This is a genomic window from Domibacillus sp. F004, assembly GCF_057814295.1.
On the sequence record NZ_JBVATB010000003.1, the window covers coordinates 62,183 to 85,002 of the forward strand.

At 41.0% G+C, this 22,820-nt stretch carries 16 protein-coding genes and 1 pseudogene; 1 reads left to right on the plus strand and 16 read right to left on the minus strand.

What is annotated here, in order from left to right:
- Window positions 1–51: 51 nt before the first annotated feature.
- The 7 genes and pseudogenes from ACZYRN_RS08910 to ACZYRN_RS08940 form a co-directional block, all read right to left on the minus strand.
- Entirely contained in the window at window positions 52–1,245 is a 1,194-nt protein-coding gene (locus tag ACZYRN_RS08910; RefSeq protein WP_488911197.1) for a levoglucosan dehydrogenase, read from the minus strand.
- A 29-nt stretch (window positions 1,246–1,274) separates the two neighbouring features.
- Window positions 1,275–2,441: a substrate-binding domain-containing protein gene (locus tag ACZYRN_RS08915; RefSeq protein WP_488911198.1), complete on the minus strand. Its 1,167-nt coding sequence runs from the start codon at window positions 2,439–2,441 to the stop codon at window positions 1,275–1,277.
- 37 nt (window positions 2,442–2,478) lie between these two features.
- On the minus strand, window positions 2,479–3,288 hold the full coding sequence (locus tag ACZYRN_RS08920) for a sugar phosphate isomerase/epimerase family protein (RefSeq protein ID WP_488911199.1): 810 nt from the start codon (window positions 3,286–3,288) through the stop codon (window positions 2,479–2,481).
- A gap of 247 nt (window positions 3,289–3,535) precedes the next feature.
- Window positions 3,536–4,537, minus strand: a complete 1,002-nt coding sequence (locus ACZYRN_RS08925) for a LacI family DNA-binding transcriptional regulator (RefSeq protein ID WP_488911200.1) — start codon at window positions 4,535–4,537, stop codon at window positions 3,536–3,538.
- A gap of 214 nt (window positions 4,538–4,751) precedes the next feature.
- A complete protein-coding gene (locus tag ACZYRN_RS08930; protein WP_488911201.1) occupies window positions 4,752–5,459 on the minus strand; it encodes a LytR/AlgR family response regulator transcription factor in 708 nt (235 codons plus the stop codon).
- A gap of 19 nt (window positions 5,460–5,478) precedes the next feature.
- Window positions 5,479–8,790: a substrate-binding domain-containing protein gene (locus tag ACZYRN_RS08935; protein WP_488911202.1), complete on the minus strand. Its 3,312-nt coding sequence runs from the start codon at window positions 8,788–8,790 to the stop codon at window positions 5,479–5,481.
- A 272-nt stretch (window positions 8,791–9,062) separates the two neighbouring features.
- A pseudogene (locus tag ACZYRN_RS08940) lies at window positions 9,063–9,824 on the minus strand (IS3 family transposase); the annotation flags it as partial.
- Between the two features lie 408 nt (window positions 9,825–10,232).
- Between ACZYRN_RS08940 and ACZYRN_RS08945 the strand changes: the two are divergent.
- Window positions 10,233–10,871, plus strand: a complete 639-nt coding sequence (locus tag ACZYRN_RS08945) for a site-specific integrase (RefSeq protein WP_488911737.1) — start codon at window positions 10,233–10,235, stop codon at window positions 10,869–10,871.
- A gap of 346 nt (window positions 10,872–11,217) precedes the next feature.
- Here the strand turns inward: ACZYRN_RS08945 and ACZYRN_RS08950 are convergent, their stop codons facing one another.
- The 9 genes from ACZYRN_RS08950 to ACZYRN_RS08990 form a co-directional block, all read right to left on the minus strand.
- Window positions 11,218–11,943, minus strand: a complete 726-nt coding sequence (locus ACZYRN_RS08950) for a GntR family transcriptional regulator (RefSeq protein WP_488911738.1) — start codon at window positions 11,941–11,943, stop codon at window positions 11,218–11,220.
- 147 nt (window positions 11,944–12,090) lie between these two features.
- Window positions 12,091–14,358, minus strand: coding sequence for an FtsK/SpoIIIE family DNA translocase (locus tag ACZYRN_RS08955; RefSeq protein WP_488911203.1), 2,268 nt, complete (start codon window positions 14,356–14,358; stop codon window positions 12,091–12,093).
- A gap of 100 nt (window positions 14,359–14,458) precedes the next feature.
- Window positions 14,459–16,126 (minus strand): ribonuclease J, encoded by a 1,668-nt coding sequence (locus tag ACZYRN_RS08960; protein ID WP_488911204.1) that lies wholly within the window; start codon window positions 16,124–16,126, stop codon window positions 14,459–14,461.
- Window positions 16,127–16,276: 150 nt separating this feature from the next.
- Complete coding sequence (gene dapA / locus ACZYRN_RS08965) at window positions 16,277–17,143, minus strand: 4-hydroxy-tetrahydrodipicolinate synthase (RefSeq protein WP_488911205.1); 867 nt, start codon at window positions 17,141–17,143, stop codon at window positions 16,277–16,279.
- Between the two features lie 40 nt (window positions 17,144–17,183).
- On the minus strand, window positions 17,184–18,398 hold the full coding sequence (gene dapG / locus ACZYRN_RS08970; protein WP_488911206.1) for an aspartate kinase: 1,215 nt from the start codon (window positions 18,396–18,398) through the stop codon (window positions 17,184–17,186).
- 259 nt (window positions 18,399–18,657) lie between these two features.
- The gene (gene asd / locus ACZYRN_RS08975) at window positions 18,658–19,710 is read right to left on the minus strand and encodes an aspartate-semialdehyde dehydrogenase (RefSeq protein ID WP_488911207.1); all 1,053 of its coding nucleotides are present in this window, start codon (window positions 19,708–19,710) and stop codon (window positions 18,658–18,660) included.
- Window positions 19,711–19,898: 188 nt separating this feature from the next.
- On the minus strand, window positions 19,899–20,483 hold the full coding sequence (locus ACZYRN_RS08980) for a dipicolinate synthase subunit B (protein WP_488911208.1): 585 nt from the start codon (window positions 20,481–20,483) through the stop codon (window positions 19,899–19,901).
- A 3-nt stretch (window positions 20,484–20,486) separates the two neighbouring features.
- A complete protein-coding gene (gene dpsA / locus ACZYRN_RS08985; protein ID WP_488911209.1) occupies window positions 20,487–21,356 on the minus strand; it encodes a dipicolinate synthase subunit DpsA in 870 nt (289 codons plus the stop codon).
- Between the two features lie 102 nt (window positions 21,357–21,458).
- A complete protein-coding gene (locus ACZYRN_RS08990; protein ID WP_488911210.1) occupies window positions 21,459–22,700 on the minus strand; it encodes a M16 family metallopeptidase in 1,242 nt (413 codons plus the stop codon).
- Between the last annotated feature and the right edge of the window lie 120 nt (window positions 22,701–22,820).

Below are 22,820 nucleotides of genomic sequence, written 5' to 3' on the forward strand. Positions count from 1 at the left end.
TCTTTTTAACAGAGGCTGCAGCTGCAGCCTCCATCTATTTTTTTGAATTTCTTATTTCGAAAGATCTACCATTTCACCTGTTTTCGAAAGGTTCACCCATTCGCCTTTTTCGGCTGATTCCAGGATTGCATCTGAAATCACTGCGATTTGGTAGCCGTCTTCAAAGTCTGGTGAGACGCTTGTGTCTTCCGCAATGGATTTCATAAAGTCATACGTTTCAATAATTTTAGTTTCCCCATAGCCGATTCCAAGTGCCGGGATTGGCCATAAACCTTCTCCGTATGGATGAGCAGGACCTGTATACACGGTTCTGAAGCCACGGCTGTCACCTGGATCATCTGAGAAGCACACTTGAAGTTCGTCACGGCGCTCATAGTTAAAGACAAGAGACCCTTTTTCACCGTGAATTTCAAATGTTAAGAAGTTATTGCGTCCCCACGCGTTACGGGTAGCCTCAATGCTTCCAACAGCACCGTTTTCAAATTTCACGAGTGTCATGAATTCATCATCTACATCAACCGCTGCTTTTGGTACATCTTCATCTGCTTTCACGGTGCCAAGCTTATCAGCGCCCCCGCTTTGAATTGGGCGTTCGCCGATCCATGTTTTTGCAACAGCGTTTACATCGGAGATTTCACCGACAAGGTAGCGGGCAAAGTCAATCACGTGTGTACCAATATCTCCTAAAGCTCCAGAGCCGGCACGGTCTTTTTGGAAGCGCCATGAAAGTGGTGAATTCGGATCAGCCGACCAGTCCTGCAGGTACGTGCCGCGGAAATTCAAAATCTTGCCCAGCTTGCCTTCTTCAATATATTTTTTCGCCAGCGCAACCGCTGGTGTTCTGCGGTAGTTGAACGCAACCATGTGCTTTACGCCTGCTTCTTTTACGGCATCTAGCATGGTTTTGGCTTCCGCTGCATCACGCGCAAGCGGCTTTTCGGAAATAATATGCTTGCCTGCTTTTGCGGCTGCGATCGCAATTTCTGCATGGGAATCATTTGGCGTTACAATGTCGATAATATCGATTTCCGGGTCTTCGACTACTTTTCTCCAGTCAGAAGAATAGTTGTCAAAACCAAGGCGGGCTGCTGCATCTTTTGCCAGTTCTTCTGTTACGTCTACTACTGTGTGGCGGTGTGGAACAACTGGAGCCGGCCAGAAAAACATTGGCATCCCTGCATACGCAAGTGCATGCGCTTTCCCCATAAATCCTCCGCCAATCATACCTACGTTTAATTTTTTCATTTCATTTTCCTCCTAAATAGTAATTGTCTTTATTTTGCAGCACTTTGAACTACTTCTGGTGCCGGCTGACGGTACACTAACTGCCAGGCATCTAATACGTTTTCTTCTGTTACACTCAGCCCTGGAACTGCTACATACGGCGGTACTTCTTTTCCAAGAAGAGCCTGCCCTGCTAAAATAGCTTCTGCGATGCCCTGATCGTACGGAAGCTGAGCTCCAAGTCCTTTAATGCTTCCGCCAGAAGCAATGTCCAGCGCTGCATTCGTACCTAAGTCAACTGTTGTGATCACTAAATCTTCATTTCCTGTTGCCCGGGCTGCCGCTAACACCCCTTCTGCAGGCACATCCCAAATAGCAAAGATGCCATCCAGGTCATTATGTTTAGTCAACATGCCTGAAGCCACTTCTTCACCATCATTCGGGCTTGTGATACCGCCCCGTGCAACGATTTCAATATCTGGATACTTTTCTTTGATTGTTGTTTCAAATGCTTCAACACGCTGATTGTTTACAAAGAAGTCAACATCGTGGAAGATAACACCGATTTTCCCTTTGCCGCCAAGTTGTTTTGCCATTGTTTCTGCAGCTGCTACCCCATTTCCGTAGTTATCTGAAGAAACAACGCTTAAATAGTCCTTCCCAGCAGTTAAACCAGTTGGTGGAACATCCATAAACACTAATTTCACGCCGGCTTCAGCCGCTTTTTTAAATGAAGCAGCAGTAGAAGTAGGATCTACAGGCAAGCTGACAATGATATCAGGTGATTTTGCCAGAACCGTTTCAATATCAGCAATTTGTTTTTCAGGCTTAAACTGTCCGTCTGTTACTGCTACTACTTCAATCCCCATTCTTTTAAAAGCAGCTTTTAAGCCGTTTATTTGTGCTGTCGAGTAATCATTTCCTGTGTAGTGCATGACAATAGCCGCTTTGTATTTACCTTCTTTAATTTTTGCCAGTTCTTCTTCAGTCAATTGCAGCTTAATGGCTGAAAAAGCATCTTCCCCGTTTGGACCTTTGCTCAAAATTTCTTGTTCGGATGAAATTTCAGGATTGATTGTCAATGGTCCTGTTTCTTCAAGCTTTACTGCTTTTTGCTGGCTCTCTTCTGTTTTTGAAGCGCTTTCCCCGCCGCATGCAGCAAGCATGAGGCTGCCACCCAATAACATAGCTGTTAATAGTGAAGATTTTCTTTTCATAGTCCCATCCCCTTTGTTTGTTAATTCTCTTTATCTATTACTTTTCAAAAGAAGATAAGAAACGACGGCTGATTTCTGCGCCTTGCTTCGGCACTTCATAGCTGTCCAGTTCAACCGTAATCCAGTCATCGTAACCGGCTTCATTCAGAAGGCGGACCATTTCATCAAACTTCTGATGACCTTCACCGAGCGGTAGAAATTCACCATTTTGATAGTCTTTAAAATGAATGTATTTAATTCGGTCTGCATACTTGCGGACCACCTCAACTGGATCACCGCCGCCTGCTTCAATATGAGCCGTATCAGGGCATAAACCGATAGTTGTATGCTGCATTAACTTATCTAATTGTTCAGGCGCTTCCACATTCGTTCCAAGATGCGGGTGATACGTTGGGATCAACCCATGTTTTTCTGCAATCTCTTGTACCTTATTAAGTGCTGTCCCCAAATCTTCGTAATCGCTTTCTAGAATACCCGCCGAACGGACAGCTCCTCCGCCGATAACTAAATGACGAGCACTAAATTCAGCAGAAAGTGCAGCTACTTCTTCAATTTTTGTAAGTTCTTCTTCTAAAATATCTGAATAAATAAAGTTGCCGCCTGTATAAACACCAATCAAGGTTAGTTTGTATTTTGCAAGCAACGCTTTAAATTCTTCTTTATTGTCCTTATATTGCATCAGGTTTCCATCAAAAATTTCAAATCCTTTAAAACCGGCTTCCGAAATCTCTTTTAATGCTTCTTCGGTAGAGCCATTCGCCAGGTAATAAAGATCTTTTATCGAAGTGACTCCGGCAGGATGACCGACAACCCCGCCCCACGTATTTGTTTGGTATCCAAATTTCATTGTTTTTCCTCCGTTTTGAAATAGTTTGCACAAGTGCAACATCGATTGCGAATGCGGCTCCACCACCTCCTTAAAAGGAGCAGCTTGTGAATTTTAAAGAATCCAAGGTAAACGTTTACATTAACTAAAAAAATTATCTGTAGTATAACTACTTTCCTTTTCGTTAAAGCTTTTGCCATCAAAACTTCTAGTGAGGCTGTTTTATTCTGCCCGTAAACGTTTACATCGTTTTTTTAAAATTTGTCTTTCACTGTCTGCATTTATAGCATGAATCCCGAAGAACCAGCTTGTTTTCTAAAATAAACTGTGTTTTCTCCATTTTCTGCTTTGTCATGAGGCCTATTAAGAGTTCCATTGCCTTTGCCCCTATGTCAAAAGTCGGCTGTGAGATCGTTGTTAGTGCTGGCTTAAAGATGGCCGAAAACTTTATATTGTCAAAGCCAATAACCGATATGTCGTTCGGAACAGATAATCCTTTTCGTTCAATTGCATTGACAGCACCAAAGGCCATCTCATCGTTCGCCGCAAAAACTGCTGTAGGTGTGTGGCTGTACGCTAAAAGTTTGAGCATCATATTCAAGCCGCTTTTATAAGAAAAGTTGCCTTCCTGCACTAATTCGGGTTCAACCTTCAGATTATACTGTGCCATCGCCTGATAAAATCCCTTCAGCCTGTCTCTGCTCAGTACGCTATTCATGGGGCCTGAGATAAAGCCTATTCTCTTGTGCCCAAGATTAATCAGATACTCGGTTGCTTTTCGTGCACTGCTGACGTTGTCAATAGAAACTGTCGGAACATTAACGCCTTCCAAGTATTCGCATGCAAGAACGACCGGATACTCAGAGGCTATTTCTTCCACGTTGTCCGCTTCAATTCCAGCTGTCAGCAAAATCATTCCTGCTGCCTTTTTTTGGCGAAGTATGCTTAAGTATCCCTTCTCACGTTCAGCACTATTGTCTGCATCTCCAAGCAAAACCTGGTAACCGTTTTCAAGAGCTACAAATTCTATCCCTCTCAGCACATCGGAAAAGAATGTATTCGTAATATCCGGGACAACCACTAGAATCGTTGTTGTTTCAGACATTCGTAGCTGGCGGGCCGCTGCATTAGGTTGATAGTTTAAATTTTCGATGACTTCTAATACTTTTTTGATAGTCTCCTTCGCCACCGTTTCCGGTTTGCTTAACACCCTTGATACAGTAGCAATTGAAACATTTGCTTGTTTGGCTACCTCTTTAATTCCTGGCATTTTAGAATTCTCTTTTCTTTTTTGTTTCTGCTTGTTTTGCTATAACCGGATTGTAACCGGATTCATTTTATGTGTCTAACTGGTTTCAGACATGATTTTCTTCCATTCGACAAGATAATTTTTAGGTTTCAGACTTAAAAATTGTTCTTTTAAACAAAAAAAGCAGAAATTTAAAAAAATAAAAAAGCTCAGCAGCTTGTGCTGAGCTTATTATTTATAACGACTTATACTTTTGCAATTCATCAATTTTATGCTTTGAAACCCTTGCCTTTTTGTCGTAATCCTTAAAATACGCTTTATACATTTGACCTGATGCTTCAATTTTTGTTAAAAGCCCCATATTGATGATAAAGGATCGATGAGACGCTATAAACCGGGAGTCAAGGGCATCTTCTAAGCTGGCTAGCGTTTCATTTGTTTCAAAATGATTGTTCCTTGTATGGATGATGGACTTACGGTCCTCTCTCTCGATAAAAATAATGTCATCAAGCGGAATAAAAATGATATTTTTGTGCTGTTTAATCATTAAATTCTTTTTAGCAGACGGCTCTTTATCAGCTTTTTTACCGGCTTGTGCAGCCCTCTCTAACGCACTGTATAAACGATTTCGCTCAATTGGCTTTAAAATATAGTCAACAGCTCTTACATTAAATGCCTCGAGTGCATAATCGTCATGGCCGGTAGTAAAAATAACCTGCAAGGATGGAAAAAGTTCTTTACATGCTTTAACTGCTTCCATACCATCCATTAAAGGCATTCCAATATCCACCAAAGCAATATCCGGTTTTTCTTTCGTCACATACTTGATTAATTCTTCACCGTTCGTTGCTTCTCCAACAATTTTATAATCAGGTAAACTGCCGATAAAATATCTTAACAGTTTTCTTGAGGCTGCGTCATCCTCAGCGATTAACACTTTCATCCGGTATTTCCCTCTTTCCTTACACTTCTTCTTGAGCTGCTGCTTTTTGAATAATGGCTGGCGCCTCCTTGTTATAAACGAGTTTCCAGGCGTCCAGAATATTTTCTTTTGTTACTCTTAAAGATGGGACAGCCACATAGGGCGGCGCATATTTTCCAATTAACGCATATCCTGCTAGAATGGCTTCAGCGACTCCCTGCTGGTATGGAAGCTGCGCACCCAGTCCCTTTATTAGACCGTCCTGGGCAATTTCCACTGCCACATTTAAGCCCAAATCGGCCGTTGTAATGACCAAATCATTTCTTCCTTCAGCATGAGCAGCTTTTAAGGCTCCTTCAGCTGGCACATCCCACACGACAAAGATACCATTCAAGTCCTGATGTTTTCCAATCATGGAAGCTGCTGCTTTTTGCCCCTCATTCGGACCGTCAATGCCAATGCGGTCAACAATTTGAATTTTAGGATAAGTTTCTTGTATCGTTTTTTCAAATGCTTCTGTTCTTTGTTTGGTTGCAAAAAAATCCTCTTTATAATAAATAACACCTATATTGCCTTTTCCACCTAATTTATCAGCCATAACATGAGCGGATTCAATACCATTTCCATAGTTGTCAGAGGATACAATACTAACATAATCTTTTCCATGCTGCAGGTTCTTTGGTATATTATCCATGAATACCAGCTTTGTATTCGCCTGGGCTGCTTTTTTATATATGCTTGCCATTCGTGCCGGTTTTACAGGGATACTTATAAGAATATCCGGTCTTTGGGCTAAAATGGCTTCAATATCCGCCACTTGCTTTTCCCAATCAAATTGGGCATCCGTTACCGCTACGATCTCAATCCCCATTTTTTCAAAAGTGGCTTTTACTCCTTCCACTTGGGACCTTGACCAATCGCTTCCGCCATAGTGCATGGCGATGGCTGCTTTGTAGTTCTTTTTCTTGATTTTCTTCAAATCTTCTAAAGATAACTGGAGTGTTTTTGCGGAGACAGCTTCTTCCCCGTAAGGTCCTGTGCTTAAAATTTTATGATCTGGGATATTTTGATAAATTGTTTTATTTAACGTTTCCTGCACGACTGTTAAAAACTCTTTTACATTTATGGGTTTTGTCACATAGTTATCAAACCCTTTAGCCAAGGCATACTGAATATCCTGCGGCATCGCATTTGCACTGACTGCAATAACGGCAATATCCTTCGTTTGTTCATTCCTTTTTAGCCTGTCAAAAACTTCGTAACCATGAATATCGGGGAGATTAATATCAAGCAAAATTAAATCCACTTTTTTCTTCGCTGCGAGTTCTAACCCTTTTTTTCCAGTGGTGGCTGATAAGAGCGTAAAGGAAGGCTGCGATTCAATAATGTTACTTACTAAATGAAAATTGGCCTTATTATCTTCGATATAGAGCAAGCGGTAGTGCTCTGCTTTATCATTATTTACAGTACGTGGTTCCACCTGTTCACCCCACCTGACAGCGGCTTTTAAATTAGTTGGAACGGGCAGACTAAAAGAAAAATCACTTCCTTTTCCTTTAGTGCTTGTCACACTAATATCCCCTCCCATTAAGTGTACAAGCTGTTTAACGAGAGACAAGCCGATGCCTGTCCCTGCTTCCTTTGTGCCTTCGATTCGATAGAACGGAACAAATATTTTAGTATATTCTTCTTTTGAAAGCCCTATACCTGTATCCACGATATGAACAACCTGCTCGCTCCCTTTTTGGTAGCAATCAATATTTATTTTTCCGTAATCCTTGTTATACTTAATGGCATTATCCAGAAGGTTAAGGATTATTTGTTTAAGGCGAATTGGATCAGCAAGAACTAAGGTGTTTTGGAAGGGAGTTAATTGATTATGAATGCTTATGTTCTTTTTCTTTGCCAGCGGCTGAACAATATTGATACATTCGTTCATAACGGTAAGAAGATTAACCTCATCTATTGAAATTTTCAAATTGCCTGTTTCGATTCTCGATAAATCCAATACTTCATTTACTAATTCTAATAAATGCCTTCCTCCATTTAAAATTTCCTGAACAAAGTCTTGCTGCGTTTCGGTTAATCCCTCTTCCGCTTCCAAAAGCTGAGCAAAGCCAAGAATGCCATTTAGCGGCGTACGGAGCTCATGGCTCATTTTAGACAGAAAGTCCGATTTAGCTACATTTGCTTTTTCAGCTTCTTCTTTTGCTTGAATAATCATTTTTTCCATTCTTTTGCTTTCAGTCACATCTTCAAAACCCCACAAATAACCATAATCCTCGTTTTCCTCATTAAGTGGAACACAGTTACACCGCAGTGTGACAGTTTGATGGACTTCAATCTCTTTTGCTATGCTTTTCTGATTTCCGAGCTTTTCAGTTTCCAGCTCATTCATTTCTTCGTCAAAAAGGCTATGTAGGTCCGGAGCATGATGTCCAATGTATAAATCAATCCCGCCGTCTAACTTGAACATTTCATAAAACTTCTTGTTCATAAGCCTAATCTTTTTATTTCGATCTGTCACAATAATTCCGCTGTCCAGCCGATCAATCAAATTGCGCTGAAAAGCGTAAGAATCCATTAATTTTCTTTCTTGTTGTTTTTGAAATGTAATTTCGGAAAGTGTCACAAGAGCAGAACGTTCATACTTACCCGGTAATGTAAGCGGGTTAGAATTAACAGAAAGCCACTTTGTTTCCTTGTTTTTATCTTTTACTCCTAATATAAAATCTTTAATAGGAGTGCCATTCCGCTGGGTAATGACCCCCGGCAGCTCTGAATAAGGAATCGTTGAGCCGTTTTCTTTTATGTACTCCTGATTTAATTCCTTCATAGAAGATTCTGTAAAATCACCTGTTTTAATCCCAAGCATTTTATTTACGCTTTCATTAAGCGTGATGATTTCTCCCCCTGTTTCAATCAGTACCGCTTCAGACATTGTTCCAAGAACCGTCCGATATAAATTTTCTTTTTGTCGGATGTCTTCTTCCATCTTTTTTCTTTTTGTGATGTCAATACACGTTCCGACTATTTCAACCACTTTCCCTTCTGAAACCAAAGGTCTTAAATATGTCACATACTGTATATCATTGTACACACCTTCGTATTCGACAAAACGGCCTTCCCACGCTTTTTCGTAATATGTAATTAATAAGTTTGCCATCTCAATGTCGTCTGGATACACTTCATATAATGTTTTTCCAATAAGCCCTTCTGGGTGAAAATTCATTTTATAAAGTAATTCGCCTTCAGAAAACGTATGGATAAACTTGTTATTTTTGCGTATAAACTTAAATATCATCCCCGTGTCCTGAAAGCCTTCCTCTGAAACATATCCCGAATCCTTCATTTGATTCTCTCCTCACTTGTTAAAAAACGAAATAAAAGTAAAAAGATCAGCGTAATCCTTAACAGTAATTCTGGCATTAGCATGGCTGAATGACAACCCTTTCCTAAAAAAACGATTTCTTATTGGCTTGTTTTAAACTAAATGAATGGTATGTTATACCAATGCTTCATTTTTACATCCGCTGGATAACTGACCATTGTACCTATAGAAAAAACACCTCCAAGTGGGAGGGGGGACTGAGCCCGTTTTTAAGACAGGGATCAAAACACCTTTTAAGCAGCCAGCTGTCGGTACTTGACAAGCGGCTGGTTGTTTAGTATCACTTGAATACGGATATGGTTATAATAGTGAATATAGTTCTCAACAGTTTGCACAACGATGGCCGTCGTAGTGCTTCGAAGCTCATCGAGATAGAACGTTTCAGACTTTAGCGAGGAATGAAACGATTCGATCGGGGCATTATCAGCGGGCGTCCCTTTCCGGGACATGCTCATGATAATGCCTTTTCCTTTGACTGCCTGCTGATAAGCATACGATGTGTAAACAGATCCCTGGTCGCTGTGCAGAATGCACCCTTCTGGGAAGGATGGCAGCTGAGCCAGCGTATGCAGCACAAAATGTATATCCTGGCAGTCTCCGATAAAATAGGCAATGATTTCACCGTTGAATAAATCCTGGATACTGGAAAGATACATTGTTTTCTGTCCAAAAGGCAAGTATGTAATATCCGTTACGAGCCTCTGAAGGGGCCGGTCTGCCTGAAAGTTACGATCCAACAGGTCGCCCGCTGTATAGTAAGGCTGGCCGGTTTTGCGGCGTTTCTTCCTCTTTACACGGCACTGCCAGCCATACTCCTGCATCGCGCGTTGTACCGTTTTATGGCTAATAGACATTTCCCGTTTCAATAAAGCAGTGATTTTACGGTAGCCGTATCGAAACTTATGGTCCCGGCACAACGTGCCAATTTTTTGTTCAACTGCCAGCTTTGTTTTTTTGTCCCGGCTCTTTCTCTTCCAGCGGTAATAAGTAGATCTTGCCAGGTCGATCCGCGCTGCTGCTCTTTTGGAAAAACAATATGAGGATGGAGTGTTTAAGTCTGAATCCAGGAAGATGTTACATGACTTTATTGCGGAATTTCTAGATTGGTACAGTCACCACGCTAAAGTAACAAGTATCATTTCACGTCGTACTGCCTTCAAGAAACTATGTGAACCATGGGGAAATATGCAGATGCGGCAACTGACCAAAAAAATCTATCAGGATCGCCTCTATGAATTATCGGGTGAATACAGCAAAAGCTTCATTAGTGGCATGCACTCTTCCATGCGTATGATGTACCGTGAGGGCTTGAATTAGGACTAGTAAACAAAGACCCTACTGAAGGCGTAAAGCTCCCTAACAAGCAAAAACAGGCGCTAGACGATGAGGATGAATCGGAACATCTGAACTACTTAGAGAAAGATGAGCTAGCACTTTTTTTAAAAACAGCCAAAATGGATGGTCTCAAATACGATTACCTTATTTTTTCTCTACTGGCATACTCGGGTCTTCGAATCGGAGAGCTTCTTGCCCTTAAATGGCCGGATATTGATATGGATAATCCTTCAATTAAAGTAACAAAAACACTCTTCTATTCAAGAAACACGTATCAGTTTCAGATACTTCCGCCGAAAACAAAAAGTTCCAAGCGGCTTCTTCGAATGGATTCAGATGTGATGTTGTTGTTTAAAAAACATAAGACGGCCCAAAACGAGCAAAAGCTGCGTTATCGAAAGCGCTATGAGGACATGAACTTTGTATTTGCTCGGGAAGACGGCTATCCACTTCTTCCAGCATTGATAAGATCACGTTTAAAGAGACTTCTGAAGAAAGCAGGCATTGATAAACAAATTACACCGCATGGCTTCCGGCATACACATACGTCCCTTTTAATAGAGGCTGGTGTTGGCGTGAAGGAGATCCAGCAGCGGCTCGGTCACTCTGACTATAAAACAACTATGAACATCTATGCCCACATGACAAAGAACATGGAAGAAAAGGCAGCAAAAAAGTTCAGTCAATTTATGAAGGGAATGATCTAAAATTAGCCATGATTTTTAATTGAAATTTATTCCATATGAGTTTTTTATGATTTTTATGATTTTTATGATTTTGAATATAAAACAAAAACTCTGAAAACCCAATTAAATTAAGGATTAGGCACCTATCTCTTCTAATAGTGTAGTATATCTTCACTATACAGGAGCATTCATGAAATGAAAAAGATTTTGGCATAATTAACGTGTGAATAAAGGCATTTTCAATGATTATTAACGTAAAAAACACGTCCCTTTGTGGTAGACGTGTTTTTTCTTTGTTTATTTCCTTTACTAGAACCATCCGTGGCTACTCAAGGAAAAATGGAAGATATCAGGAAAAAGGTCTTACTTACATCCGTCTGCGCAAAACATGGAAACTGAACTTATCCGCCCGAAAAAAGTTGACCGAGTATAGAACAGGTAACTCACTTTCCGTATAATGCAGCTGTTTTAGTGTAAGCATCGCTGTTTCAGGTTCACATTGTAAAATAGGTGATATTTTTTCATGCCAGCCGAACGGCTCAATATTCGTAACCGCATGAGATATTGGACCTGTTTCCAGTTCATCAAACAATGTAAAAAGAGACTCCCGCCCTGCATCAAACTGCCCTGGAAAAAGAGAAAGTGGTATTTTATCAATACAATAAACAACGGGTTCACCATTAGCTGTTCTTACTCGTTCAATAACCATTAACTCCCCATCTACTGCACATAAAAAGCGACGCGCATCTTCTTCAGTTGCCTGCTGTATGTTTGATGAAAGAAAAATAGTACCTGGTTCCATGCCAGCATTTACGATCATATCTGTCACGCTATTGAGCTGTTCAATGCCTGACATAAAAAGCGGTTTTGAATGAACAAATGTGCCAACACCATGGCGCCTAATAATGACACTTTCTTCTTCAAGTATCCGAAGCGCTTCACGAAGCGTCGCTCGGCTTACACCTAGCTGTTTAGCCAATTCAAATTCAGAAGGTAATTTTTCTTTTTCTTTATATATCCCTTTTTCAATATCCTTTTTTAATCGGTCAATTACTTGTAAATATAAAGGCCGGTTGTCCTGTTTAATGGACACGGATTTTTCACCACCTTCTCTTTCAGACATCAGACCTCTGAAGTTTAACATCTACGTTCATTTTACCTTAATATATCATTTCTTTCCCGACTTGAAAAGACAATATTCGTCATAACTGCTTATTTTTCCTAAATAAGGCTGTTCTTTTTACACCATTTCATCAGATGGTTTTGGAATAAGCACAGTCCGTGGCTTACTTCCTTCATATGGACCTATAATACCGCGCATTTCCATTTCATCAATTAGACGTGCTGCACGACTATAGCCTATCCGAAAGCGGCGCTGCAACATCGAAACAGACGCTGTCTGCATTTCAGATATGAGCTGTACAGCATCATCATATAACTCATCTTCTGACTGTGCCGTTGTTTCCGGGATATCATCTGGAATCATTTCTTCTTGGTACTGCGCTTTTTGCTGAGAAATAACAAAGTCCACGATATCTTCTACTTCTTCATCCGATAAAAAAGCACCTTGCACTCGAACTGGTTTCACGGCACCAGTCGGGTAAAAAAGCATATCACCGCGGCCAAGCAATTTCTCTGCCCCGCCCATATCAAGAATCGTCCGTGAATCAATGGCTGATGACACCGAAAAAGCGATACGTGATGGAATGTTTGCTTTAATGATTCCTGTAATAACATCTACAGATGGACGCTGTGTTGCAATAATAAGATGAATACCAGCAGCCCGTGCCATTTGTGCGAGCCTGATAATTGAATCTTCCACATCATTGGAGGCCACCATCATTAAGTCTGCAAGCTCATCGACAATGACTACAATGTACGGCAACTGGGGCTGTTTTTCACCAGTTTCTAAATTATGTTTTGTCACATGTCCATTATAGCCTTCAATATTGCGCGTACCTGTATGGGAAAATAAATCGTAGCGCCTTTCCATCTCTCCAACTACTTTTTTCAATGCTTGCGATGCTTTTTTGGGATCTGTTACAACTGGTGCCAACAGATGCGGCACGCCATTATACACATTTAATTCCACCATTTTAGGGTCAATCATCATCAATTTAACTTCATGGGGTTTGGCACGCATTAAAATACTTGTAATAATGCCATTAATACATACACTTTTCCCACTTCCAGTGGCACCCGCTACGAGTAAATGCGGCATTTTATTCAATTCTGCTCCAATCGCTTCGCCCGTGATATCACGTCCCAGAGCTACAAGCAACTTCGAGTCAGACTTTTCATTTTGTCTTGCCTCAACTACTTCTCGGAAACTGACCATGGCGACTTCCGCATTTGGCACCTCAATGCCGATTGCCGATTTCCCTGGAATCGGTGCTTCCATCCTAATATCTTTCGCAGCAAGCGCCAGTGCCAAGTCGTCTGTTAAACTGACAATTTTGCTTACTTTCACACCTGTATCAGGATGCACTTCATATTTTGTGACTGCCGGGCCAAGATGCACCTGTGTAACTTTTGCTTTGACACCAAAGCTTTGAAATGTTTTCTCTAGCTTTTGTACATTTTTTTGAATACGTTTCTTTTCATTGCTTTGGTCTACTTGTTGAGGCTGTTTCAAAATCGAAGCAGGTGGTAATTTATAGTCTTTGTTTTCTTCTTCTGCAAACGATATAACCGCTTCTTCTAGTTCTTTTTCCTCCTGTATAGGCTTCCCTGGAACAGGCTGCTCAGCATCGGACGCTTTTTCAACAAAACTAGAAATAACTGGCTCGGGTTCACTTACAACTCCGTGGAATTCGGGATTAGGTTTTATTATTTCTTTTGACTCTTTCGTTTCTATATGGACACGGCTCTTCTCTTTTCTTCTGTCGTTTATTTTTTCTTGCCATCCATACCATACTTGTTTCATTTTTTGACCAAATAATACAACACTATGCCCTATTTTTTGAATAAGCGGCTTGCCGCCGATCATCAAAATACCAGCAAAGAATAAGATAAGGGCAAAAATCCATGTTCCTGGACGACCAAACAAAAAGTAAAAAAACGAGAATAGTGTGCCGCCGATCATACCGCCACCTATATCGACTGCTTCGTTATACGTAATGCTTTCTTTATACAAAAACCATGTTTCAGCTAAATAATTTGTTCCGTCTGCTAGTGCACCAAATAAGCGTATATGCAAAAAAACGAGAATACTTGCGATAATCAATAAAATGCCGGCAATATTTCGTTTCCATAAAGGAGGACGCTGTCGTTTAATCATCATATAAAGGGCCATTCCAGCAAGACCGATTAATCCCATTATATACAGACTACCAAAGAAAAAAGTGGCCGCTTGTGTCACAATTTTGCCTGCCATTCCGGTGCCAACAATTCCAACCATACAGATTGCGAGTATAATAGCACCCGCCACCTGAAGCTTTAATGATTGCATTCGTTCTTTTTCCTTATTCGTTCGGTGTGCCGGTTTTTTTCGTTTTTTGTGTGCCAATTCTATCACCCTTATTTTTGTTCTTTAAACAATCGAAAGCAGCCAATTGTGGGCTGCTTTCCAATTATATCATATTTAACGAAATCGAACATACGAGCGATTATACTTCCATAATAATCGGCAGAATCATTGGACGACGCTTCGTTTTCTCATGTAAGAATGAATTCAATTGATCACGAATATCCTGCTTAATACCTGACCATTCAAACGACTCACCAGCCAAGTTTTGTTCAACAATATTCGTCACAAGCTTCACTGAATCATCAATTAATTTTTCTGATTCACGGACGTATACAAATCCGCGTGAAATGATCTCTGGGCCCGCCACAATTTTTTTCTGCTTTTTACTGAGTGTAATGACAACCGTGAAAATTCCATCTTGCGAAAGCAATTTTCTGTCACGTAGCACAATATTGCCAACATCACCCACACCGATCCCATCAATAAGAACATTTCCTGCTGTTACTCTTCCAGCTGGCCGCATCCGACCTTCTTTAAATTCAATGACGTCGCCTTTTTCAGGGATATAAATGTTTTCATGCGGTACACCCGTCATTTCAGCCAGTTTCGCATGCGATTTTAACATGCGATATTCCCCTTGAATCGGAATAAAATATTTTGGCTTCATTAAGTTTAACATAAATTTTAAGTCTTCCTGTGAACCATGGCCAGATACATGAACACGACGGCTGCCCGTTAGTACATTCGCTCCCGCACGATACAATAAATTCACTGTTTTTGCTAAAAGAATTTCAAGACCCGCAGACGGTGTTGCTGTAATAAGGACCATATCGCCTTCTTTAATTTTCACATGTCGGTTTGTTCCTTTTGCCATTTTTTGCAGTGCTTCAATAGGTTCACCTTGTACGCCTGTCGCAAGAATAACGACTTGATGATCCGGGTATTTACCAATTTCATTTAAATTAATTAAGATGTCCTCTTCAACTTGCAGATAACCAAGACGAATCGCAATATCGTTTACACGCTGAATACTTTTGCCGCTTACTGCTACTTTACGACCATGTTCATAAGCCGCATCAAATACTTGCTGCATACGAATTAAATTCGATGCAAATAACGATACGATAATACGCCCGTTTGTTGAATGAAACGCATCAGACAACTGAGCTTCAACAACTGCTTCTGATGTCGTGTAACCCGGACGTTCTGCTTCTGTTGAATCAGATAACAACGCAAAAACACCATTTTTGCCGAGTGTCGCCATTTTGCCGATATCTGGTGCGTAATGTCCTTTTGCACTCTGATCAAATTTAAATTCACCTGTGTGAACAATTGCTCCTTCAGATGTATGGATTGCCACGCCAACTGAATCTGGAATACTATGCGTCGTCCGGAAAAATGTAACTTCTGAATGATCGAAACGAAGGCGTGATTCAGAATGTACCGTATAGAACTTTACATCTTCTTTTATATTTTCTTCGCGTAGACGCATTTTTGCAAGCGCTAGTGTCAATTTCGTTCCGTATACAGGCGCTTTCACTTTTTTTAATACATACCCCAGTGATCCAAGAGAGTCTTCATGTCCATGTGTTAAAAAGATCCCTTTAATCCGGTCTTTATTTTCTTCTAAATACGTAATGTCTGGAATAACGATATCAATCCCCAGCATTTCATTTTCCGGAAACATGAGTCCTGAGTCAATCACAAAAATATCTTGATCCACTTCCACAACCGTCATGTTTTTACCGATTTCTCCAACTCCTCCGAGTGGAATGACTTTAATTAATTCATTTATTTTCTTGCTCACTTTTATTTCCTCCTAAACATTTAACAAACCCGATCTACAACACGTTACGTCTATTATAATCGATGAAGAAAAGTAAAGCCAATACAATCCTCCGTATGTAAAAGGAAAAGCCGGCTTCCGCAGAATGATTCTGCAAAAACCGGCCACCTTTTAAAGCAATGTCGATAATGCTGTCCGTTCTTCTTCTGTCAATGGAATGAGCGGCAGGCGAACGCCGCCGACATCCAAACCTTTTAGCTGTAAGGCTGTTTTAACTGGCACCGGATTTGGTGCCGCAAACAATCCGCGGAAAAGCGGAAGAAGCGCTTGATGTATTTTAGCAGCTTTTTGAATGTCTCCTGCATAAAATGCATTGATCATTTCCTTCATTTCATTTCCAACTACGTGCGACGCTACTGAAACGATGCCTGTACCTCCGACAGACAAAACAGGAAGTGTCAAACCATCATCACCGCTGTAAACTAGAAAATCATCTGATGTATTCGCAATAATTTCCGTAATGATATCGATATTGCCGCTTGCTTCTTTTGTTGACACAATATTTGGCACTTCTTTAGCAAGACGGATTGTTGTTTTTGGTTCGATTAAAATGGATGTACGGCCCGGAATGTTATAGATCATAACCGGGAGGCTTGTCGATTCAGCAATGGTTTTGAAATGCTGAAAAAGTCCTTCTTGATTCGGTTTATTATAATAGGGCGCAACAAGCATAATGGCATCTACGCCTTCTGCCTCCGCTTTTTTGGTTAGTTCAATGGATGCCCTCGTGTTATTGCTGCCTGTACCAGCAATAACGGGAATGCGCCCCGCCACTACTTTTACTGCATGACGGAAAAGCGCTATTTTTTCTTCTGCTGTCAGCGTTGGTGATTCACCAGTCGTTCCTGCTATAACAAGCGAGTCTGTTCCATTTTGAATTAAATATTCAATCAGTTGGGTCGTTTTATTGAAATCAATGTTTCCTTTTGAATCAAACGGCGTAACGATCGCCGTTGACAACCGGCCGAAAGTAACCATACGCATTCGCCTCCTGTATTCCCGGGCCTCCTAATATTATTCAGCCTGTTGATTTATTGTTTTGAAGTAAGAATGCATCATGCAGTGCGTTAACAGCCGCTGGCATCTGATCTTCTTTTATAAGTACCCAGATTGTTGTGTAGCTGTCAGCTGACTGCATAATGCTAATGTTTTTTTCTGATAGCGCTGTGACGATTTTAGACGTTACACCTGGTACGCCTGTCATACCTGCACCAACGACAGACACTTTTGCACAATCCGGCTCCATGAACGGTTCGTACCCATTACCGATCAGCTTTTGCTGTGCACGATTGGCATTTGCATCTGTCACAGTGTATGTGACACGGTCTTTTGATATATTAATAAAATCAACGCTGATATCTTCAGCCGCCATCAGTTGAAAAATATGAGACTGATTCGTTGTCTGAACACTAATACGGGTAATATCTGTTACATGAGCAATACCCGTGACGAGACGATCACGGGTATCAAAGCCACGATCGTCGTCCGATGCAGAGGTAACAAGCGTCCCCGGTTCTTCTGAATAAGTCGATCGGATGCGGAGCGGCACTTCTGCCTGCATCGCAATCTCCACTGCACGCGGGTGAATGACTTTTGCTCCCTGGTAGGCCATGTTACATACTTCTGTATATGTCACGATAGAAAGCGGCCGTGCATGCTGTACAATGCGTGGATCCGCTGTCATAATCCCGTTCACGTCTGTAAAGATATCGATAAACTCAGCATGTACTGCAGCGCCTAAAGCAGCGGCAGATGTATCACTGCCGCCCCGTCCAAGCGTAGTCACTTCACCAAATTTTGACGTTCCTTGAAAACCTGCCACAACAATCACATCGTTCGCTTCCAGTTCTTTTAACAGACGCGTGCAATTCATTTCAATAATTTTGGCATTCATATAATCATGATCTGTAATAATTCCCGCCTGCCCGCCTGTCAACGCTATTGATTGAAATCCATTTTCCTTTAGCATGTTTGAGAAAACGAGGCTGGAAATCAGTTCACCAGTAGATAATAGAAGATCAGTTTCTCTTCTACTCAACATACTTTCTCCGCCGCCTGTAAGCGCTAATAATGTATCCGTTGCATACGGATCGCCTTTTCGTCCCATGGCAGATACAACGACAATGACTTTATATCCTTCACGAACGGCACGCTGTACGTGGTTGAGGGCACTGATTCTTGACTGTTCATCCCGCACAGACGTACCGCCAAATTTCTGAATGATGATTTTCATGTGAACACCTGGCCTTTTCATGAAGAATGGCGGCCGTTTATCCCGCATTAACGAACAGTAAACCCTTTTCTCTTTCAAACATCAAAAAGAAAAAAGCGATGTAAGATGAGATTAGGCAACTGTTCGAAAACGCCCGATTGGGTCCGGTCCTGTATGTGATCCCGGTCTCTCAGGTATTGCCGCAGGACGCGGCGCTTTTTATCTGATTTTTTCCTTTATCAAGCAGTCCGAATTGATCCTTACTCAATAACGTTTCACTTTATTTTTCTGTGACAATTCCCATGTCAATCAATGTTTCAGCGATCTGCACAGAATTCCATGCTGCTCCTTTTAACAAATTATCAGAAACAACCCACATATGAAAACCGTTATCCGTATCAAGATCTTTGCGGATGCGTCCAACAAACACTTCATTTTTACCAACACAGTCTGCCGGCATTGGATATACTTGTTCAGCCGGATTATCTTGAAGGACAACTCCTGGAGCATCCTTTAACAACTCTTGTATATCGGATGCTGTAAGCGCACCTTTTTCTGTTTCAAAATAAAGTGATTCAGAATGGCCTACAGCCACAGGCAAACGAACACAAGTCGCTGCAACTGGCAGATCATTCATGTGCATAATTTTTTTCGTTTCATTCATCATTTTCATTTCTTCAAATGTAAAGCCATTTTCTTCAAATTTATCGATTTGTGGAATCGCATTGAATGCGATTTGATAATGTTTTTTATCGCTGCCAACTGGCAAAATTTTTGGTTCAAACGATTCTTTATTAACAATTGCTTTCGTCTGATTATAAAGCTCTTCTACCGCCTGTGCACCCGCACCCGACACCGCCTGATACGTTGATACAATGACTTTTTTCAATCCATATGCTGCACGAATGGGCTCAAGTGCCACAAGCATTTGAATCGTCGAGCAGTTTGGATTGGCGATAATTCCTTTATGATTACGCAAATCTTCTTTATTTACTTCTGGTACAACAAGTGGAACTTCCGGATCCATGCGGAACGCGCTCGTATTATCAATGACAACAGCGCCGCGTTTTGCTGCTTCAGGAGCGAGCTCTTTTGAGACACTGCCGCCTGCTGAAAACAACGCGATATCGATTCCGTCAAAGCTTTCTGGTTTCGCTTCCTGTACCATTATATCTTCGCCTCTAAAAGAAACGGTTTTTCCCGCTGAACGGGCGGATGAAAGTAGCGTCAATGATTTTATTGGAAAATCACGCTCTTCCAGTGTTTTTAACATTTGTTGCCCGACCGCCCCCGTCGCACCGACGACGGCTACGTGAAAACCTTTGTTACTCATGTAAATCTTCCCCTTCCAGAATAAGTGATTCATTTTACGTATAAAATACGTTGTCGAATAGTAGCATATCGTGAAAAAGTATTTCGATACTTTTAATAGCATTATTTTAACACAATAAAGGATGAATAAAAGAAGAAAATCATTTGTTCGTAAAAAAGACGAGTTTTTTCAGGGGAATTGCGCATATTTTATCTTAGCAGTGGCTGAATTTGACGGTTATTGATAGCAGCGGCAACTGTTTCTGGAACGAGATCCATTTTAGCAACGAGCGAGTTTGGTTTTTTTATTGGATCATCCTGTCCAAATGGAACGAAATAAATATTTTTTGTTGTTAACAACTTAGCAATATTGTGGCTGTTTAAGCCAAGTCCATCGTTTGTCGAAACTGCCACAACGATCGGCCCTCCATTACGAAGTGTTGCTTTCGCTGCCATAAGGACCGGTGAATCCGTATTGGCATTAGCAAACCGGCTAAGGGTACTGCCTGTCATCGGTGCAATGACCATGCAGTCAAGCGGTTCCTTTGGCCCAAGCGGTTCTGCATCTTGAATCGTGACGATCGCTTTTCGACCTGCTTCTTCCTCTATCTTTTGCAGCCATTCACCTGCTGAACCGAAACGGCTCGCTTCTTTTTGAACAGTAGCCGTCGCTACCGGAACAACATGGGCACCAAGTTCAACTAATTTTTTCACAACCGGTACTATCTCTTCAAATGTACAGTGAGATCCTGTTACTCCAAATCCTATTCGGCGTCCTGCTAAAGGCGATTCCACTGTTTACAGTCCCCTTTCGATTTTCCATTCACTGGCAGCATTGACAATGACCTGCCCAATTATTTTACCTGCTGTTTCCGGCGCCGTTTTCCCCGGCAGACCTAGCGCATGAATGGCTTGAATACCAGCTGCCTCTGCTGCTTTGAAATCCGTTCCACCTGGCATGGAAGCAAGATCAATAATAATTGCTGATTTTTTCATCTTCCAAATCACTTCATCTGTCAATAAAAGGGCTGGTACTGTATTAATAATGATATCCACCTGACTTGCCTGCTCGAGAAGGTCCTCCATATAAAACGGATTAAGCCCCATTTCTAATGCGCGGGCAAATTTACCCGTTTCTCTCACAGCTGTTGAGACAATTGCTCCGACTTGATGAAACAAACGTGCTGTCGTCATCCCAACCCGTCCAAATCCCACCACCAAAACCTTGGATTGATGAATGGTAAATGGTGTTTGCTCCATAGCGATCATAAGCGTTCCTTCAGCCGTTGGAATCGAATTATGAATCGCTGCATCTTCACGTTCAAATAAAAAAATGATTTCACGTTGGATTATTTGCTTAAGCGCAGCTGTTTTTATACCGCTCATGACTGCACACGATTCTGGTATTTTGTCTGCGATTTCTTTTGTAAAAAAAAGCGGTTCGTTTGCATACGTTGCCTCAACTTCTCCATTTTCCTTTACGCCTGATACTGGTAAAACGAATAAGTCAATGGATAGATCGTGCAAATCATCCGTTTTTATTTTTTTCACATTGTCTGCTATCTCTATTTGTTCAAACCCTATCATCGATACATTATACCCATGCTGAACAAGAATACGGCTTATTTCCAATTGTCTTGCATCCCCACCAAACAAAACGGCGTTCATCTTCATCTCCTCCATCTTTGACGTATTCTTTTTATTGTATGAAGTGTTTATTTTGCTGTGCCATTTTACTGCCGATAAAAAAAGAACCCGCAAAAGGCGGATTCAATTGACAGCTGTTTTTGGCCATTTGCCGTCCGGACTGATTAAGGACGCAGAAAATGGTTTATCAAATAATTGTTTTGCGAGTTCATCGATCCGTTCTTTTGTTACACCATCAATGAGTGAGACAATTTCATCCAATGAACGGTGACGTTTTAAAAGAAGTTCATTTTTCCCGTTGCGGCTCATCCGGCTATTTGTGCTTTCCAAGCTTAACATTAAGCTGCCTTTGAGCTGTTCTTTACTGTTATGCAATTCTTTTTCCGTCAATCCTTCCGTTTTTACGAGATGAATTGAGTTTTGTATCGTCTCATATAATTCATCAAGCTGCTCAGCACCTGTTCCACCATAAAAAGTAATTAGACCTGTATCTTTATAAGAGGAATGATACGAGTAAACAGAATATGCAAGACCTCGTTCTTCCCGTACCTCTTGGAACAAGCGGCTCGACATGCTGCCGCCGATAATATTATTCATAACAATTAGATTGTAAATATCTTCATTTCCGATAGGTAGTCCTTCATAGCCGAGACATAAATGTGCCTGCTCTGTTTCTTTTGCACGCGCTTTTTTCTCGTAATAAAAATGAGAGACTGTTTCCAATTCAGTTGCCTTGCCCCCCGTATACGAACCAAAGAGTGTCTCTGCTTTTCGGACAATGTTTTCATCAATATTACCGGCAATGGAGATAACAACCCGATCCGGTGTGTACATGTTATATATATATTCTTTCAATGTCTCTCGTGTAAAAGAAGAAAGAGTTTCTTCTTTACCTAAAATAGGCAGACCCAGCGGATGGTCACCGTATGCGGCACTGCTCAATAAGTCATGAACAATATCGTCTGGTGCATCTTCATACATTTTAATTTCTTCATATATCACATTTTTCTCTTTTTCCATTTCTTCTTCTGCAAATGTTGAATTAAAAAACATATCAGCCAGTACATCGAGTGCACGATCTGCATGATTATCAAGTACTTTTGCATAATAACACGTGTATTCTTTTGACGTAAAAGCATTTACTTGTCCGCCTATACTGTCAAAACTTTCAGCAATTTCTTTGGCACTTAAATTTTTCGTGCCTTTAAAAAACATGTGTTCAATAAAATGAGATACCCCATTTAATTGAGAAGACTCATTGCGCGAGCCTGTCGCAATCCAAATTCCAATCGCAGCTGAGCGGACAGTTGAAAGTTCTTCTGTTACAATCGTCACACCATTGTTGCATGTAAATCGTTTTATCAACGTAATCTATTCCTCCTAAATATCTGTTTCATCTTGATGTCTGTTTCAATAACCAACATTATCATAGGTCACACATTTATTCCATAAAGAAAACGCCTCTCTCAAAAGAGAGCGACGCTT

Bases quoted from the DNA above. Each gene is read 5' to 3' on its own strand.
- ACZYRN_RS08910 (WP_488911197.1), bottom strand. From the start codon at position 1,245: ATGAAAAAATTAAACGTAGGTATGATTGGCGGAGGATTTATGGGGAAA.
- ACZYRN_RS08915 (WP_488911198.1), bottom strand. From the start codon at position 2,441: ATGAAAAGAAAATCTTCACTATTAACAGCTATGTTATTGGGTGGCAGC.
- ACZYRN_RS08920 (WP_488911199.1), bottom strand. From the start codon at position 3,288: ATGAAATTTGGATACCAAACAAATACGTGGGGCGGGGTTGTCGGTCAT.
- ACZYRN_RS08925 (WP_488911200.1), bottom strand. From the start codon at position 4,537: ATGCCAGGAATTAAAGAGGTAGCCAAACAAGCAAATGTTTCAATTGCT.
- ACZYRN_RS08930 (WP_488911201.1), bottom strand. From the start codon at position 5,459: ATGAAAGTGTTAATCGCTGAGGATGACGCAGCCTCAAGAAAACTGTTA.
- ACZYRN_RS08935 (WP_488911202.1), bottom strand. From the start codon at position 8,790: ATGAAGGATTCGGGATATGTTTCAGAGGAAGGCTTTCAGGACACGGGG.
- dapA (WP_488911205.1), bottom strand. From the start codon at position 17,143: ATGGTTACTTTCGGCCGGTTGTCAACGGCGATCGTTACGCCGTTTGAT.
- dapG (WP_488911206.1), bottom strand. From the start codon at position 18,398: ATGAAAATCATCATTCAGAAATTTGGCGGTACGTCTGTGCGGGATGAA.
- asd (WP_488911207.1), bottom strand. From the start codon at position 19,710: ATGAGTAACAAAGGTTTTCACGTAGCCGTCGTCGGTGCGACGGGGGCG.
- dpsA (WP_488911209.1), bottom strand. From the start codon at position 21,356: ATGAACGCCGTTTTGTTTGGTGGGGATGCAAGACAATTGGAAATAAGC.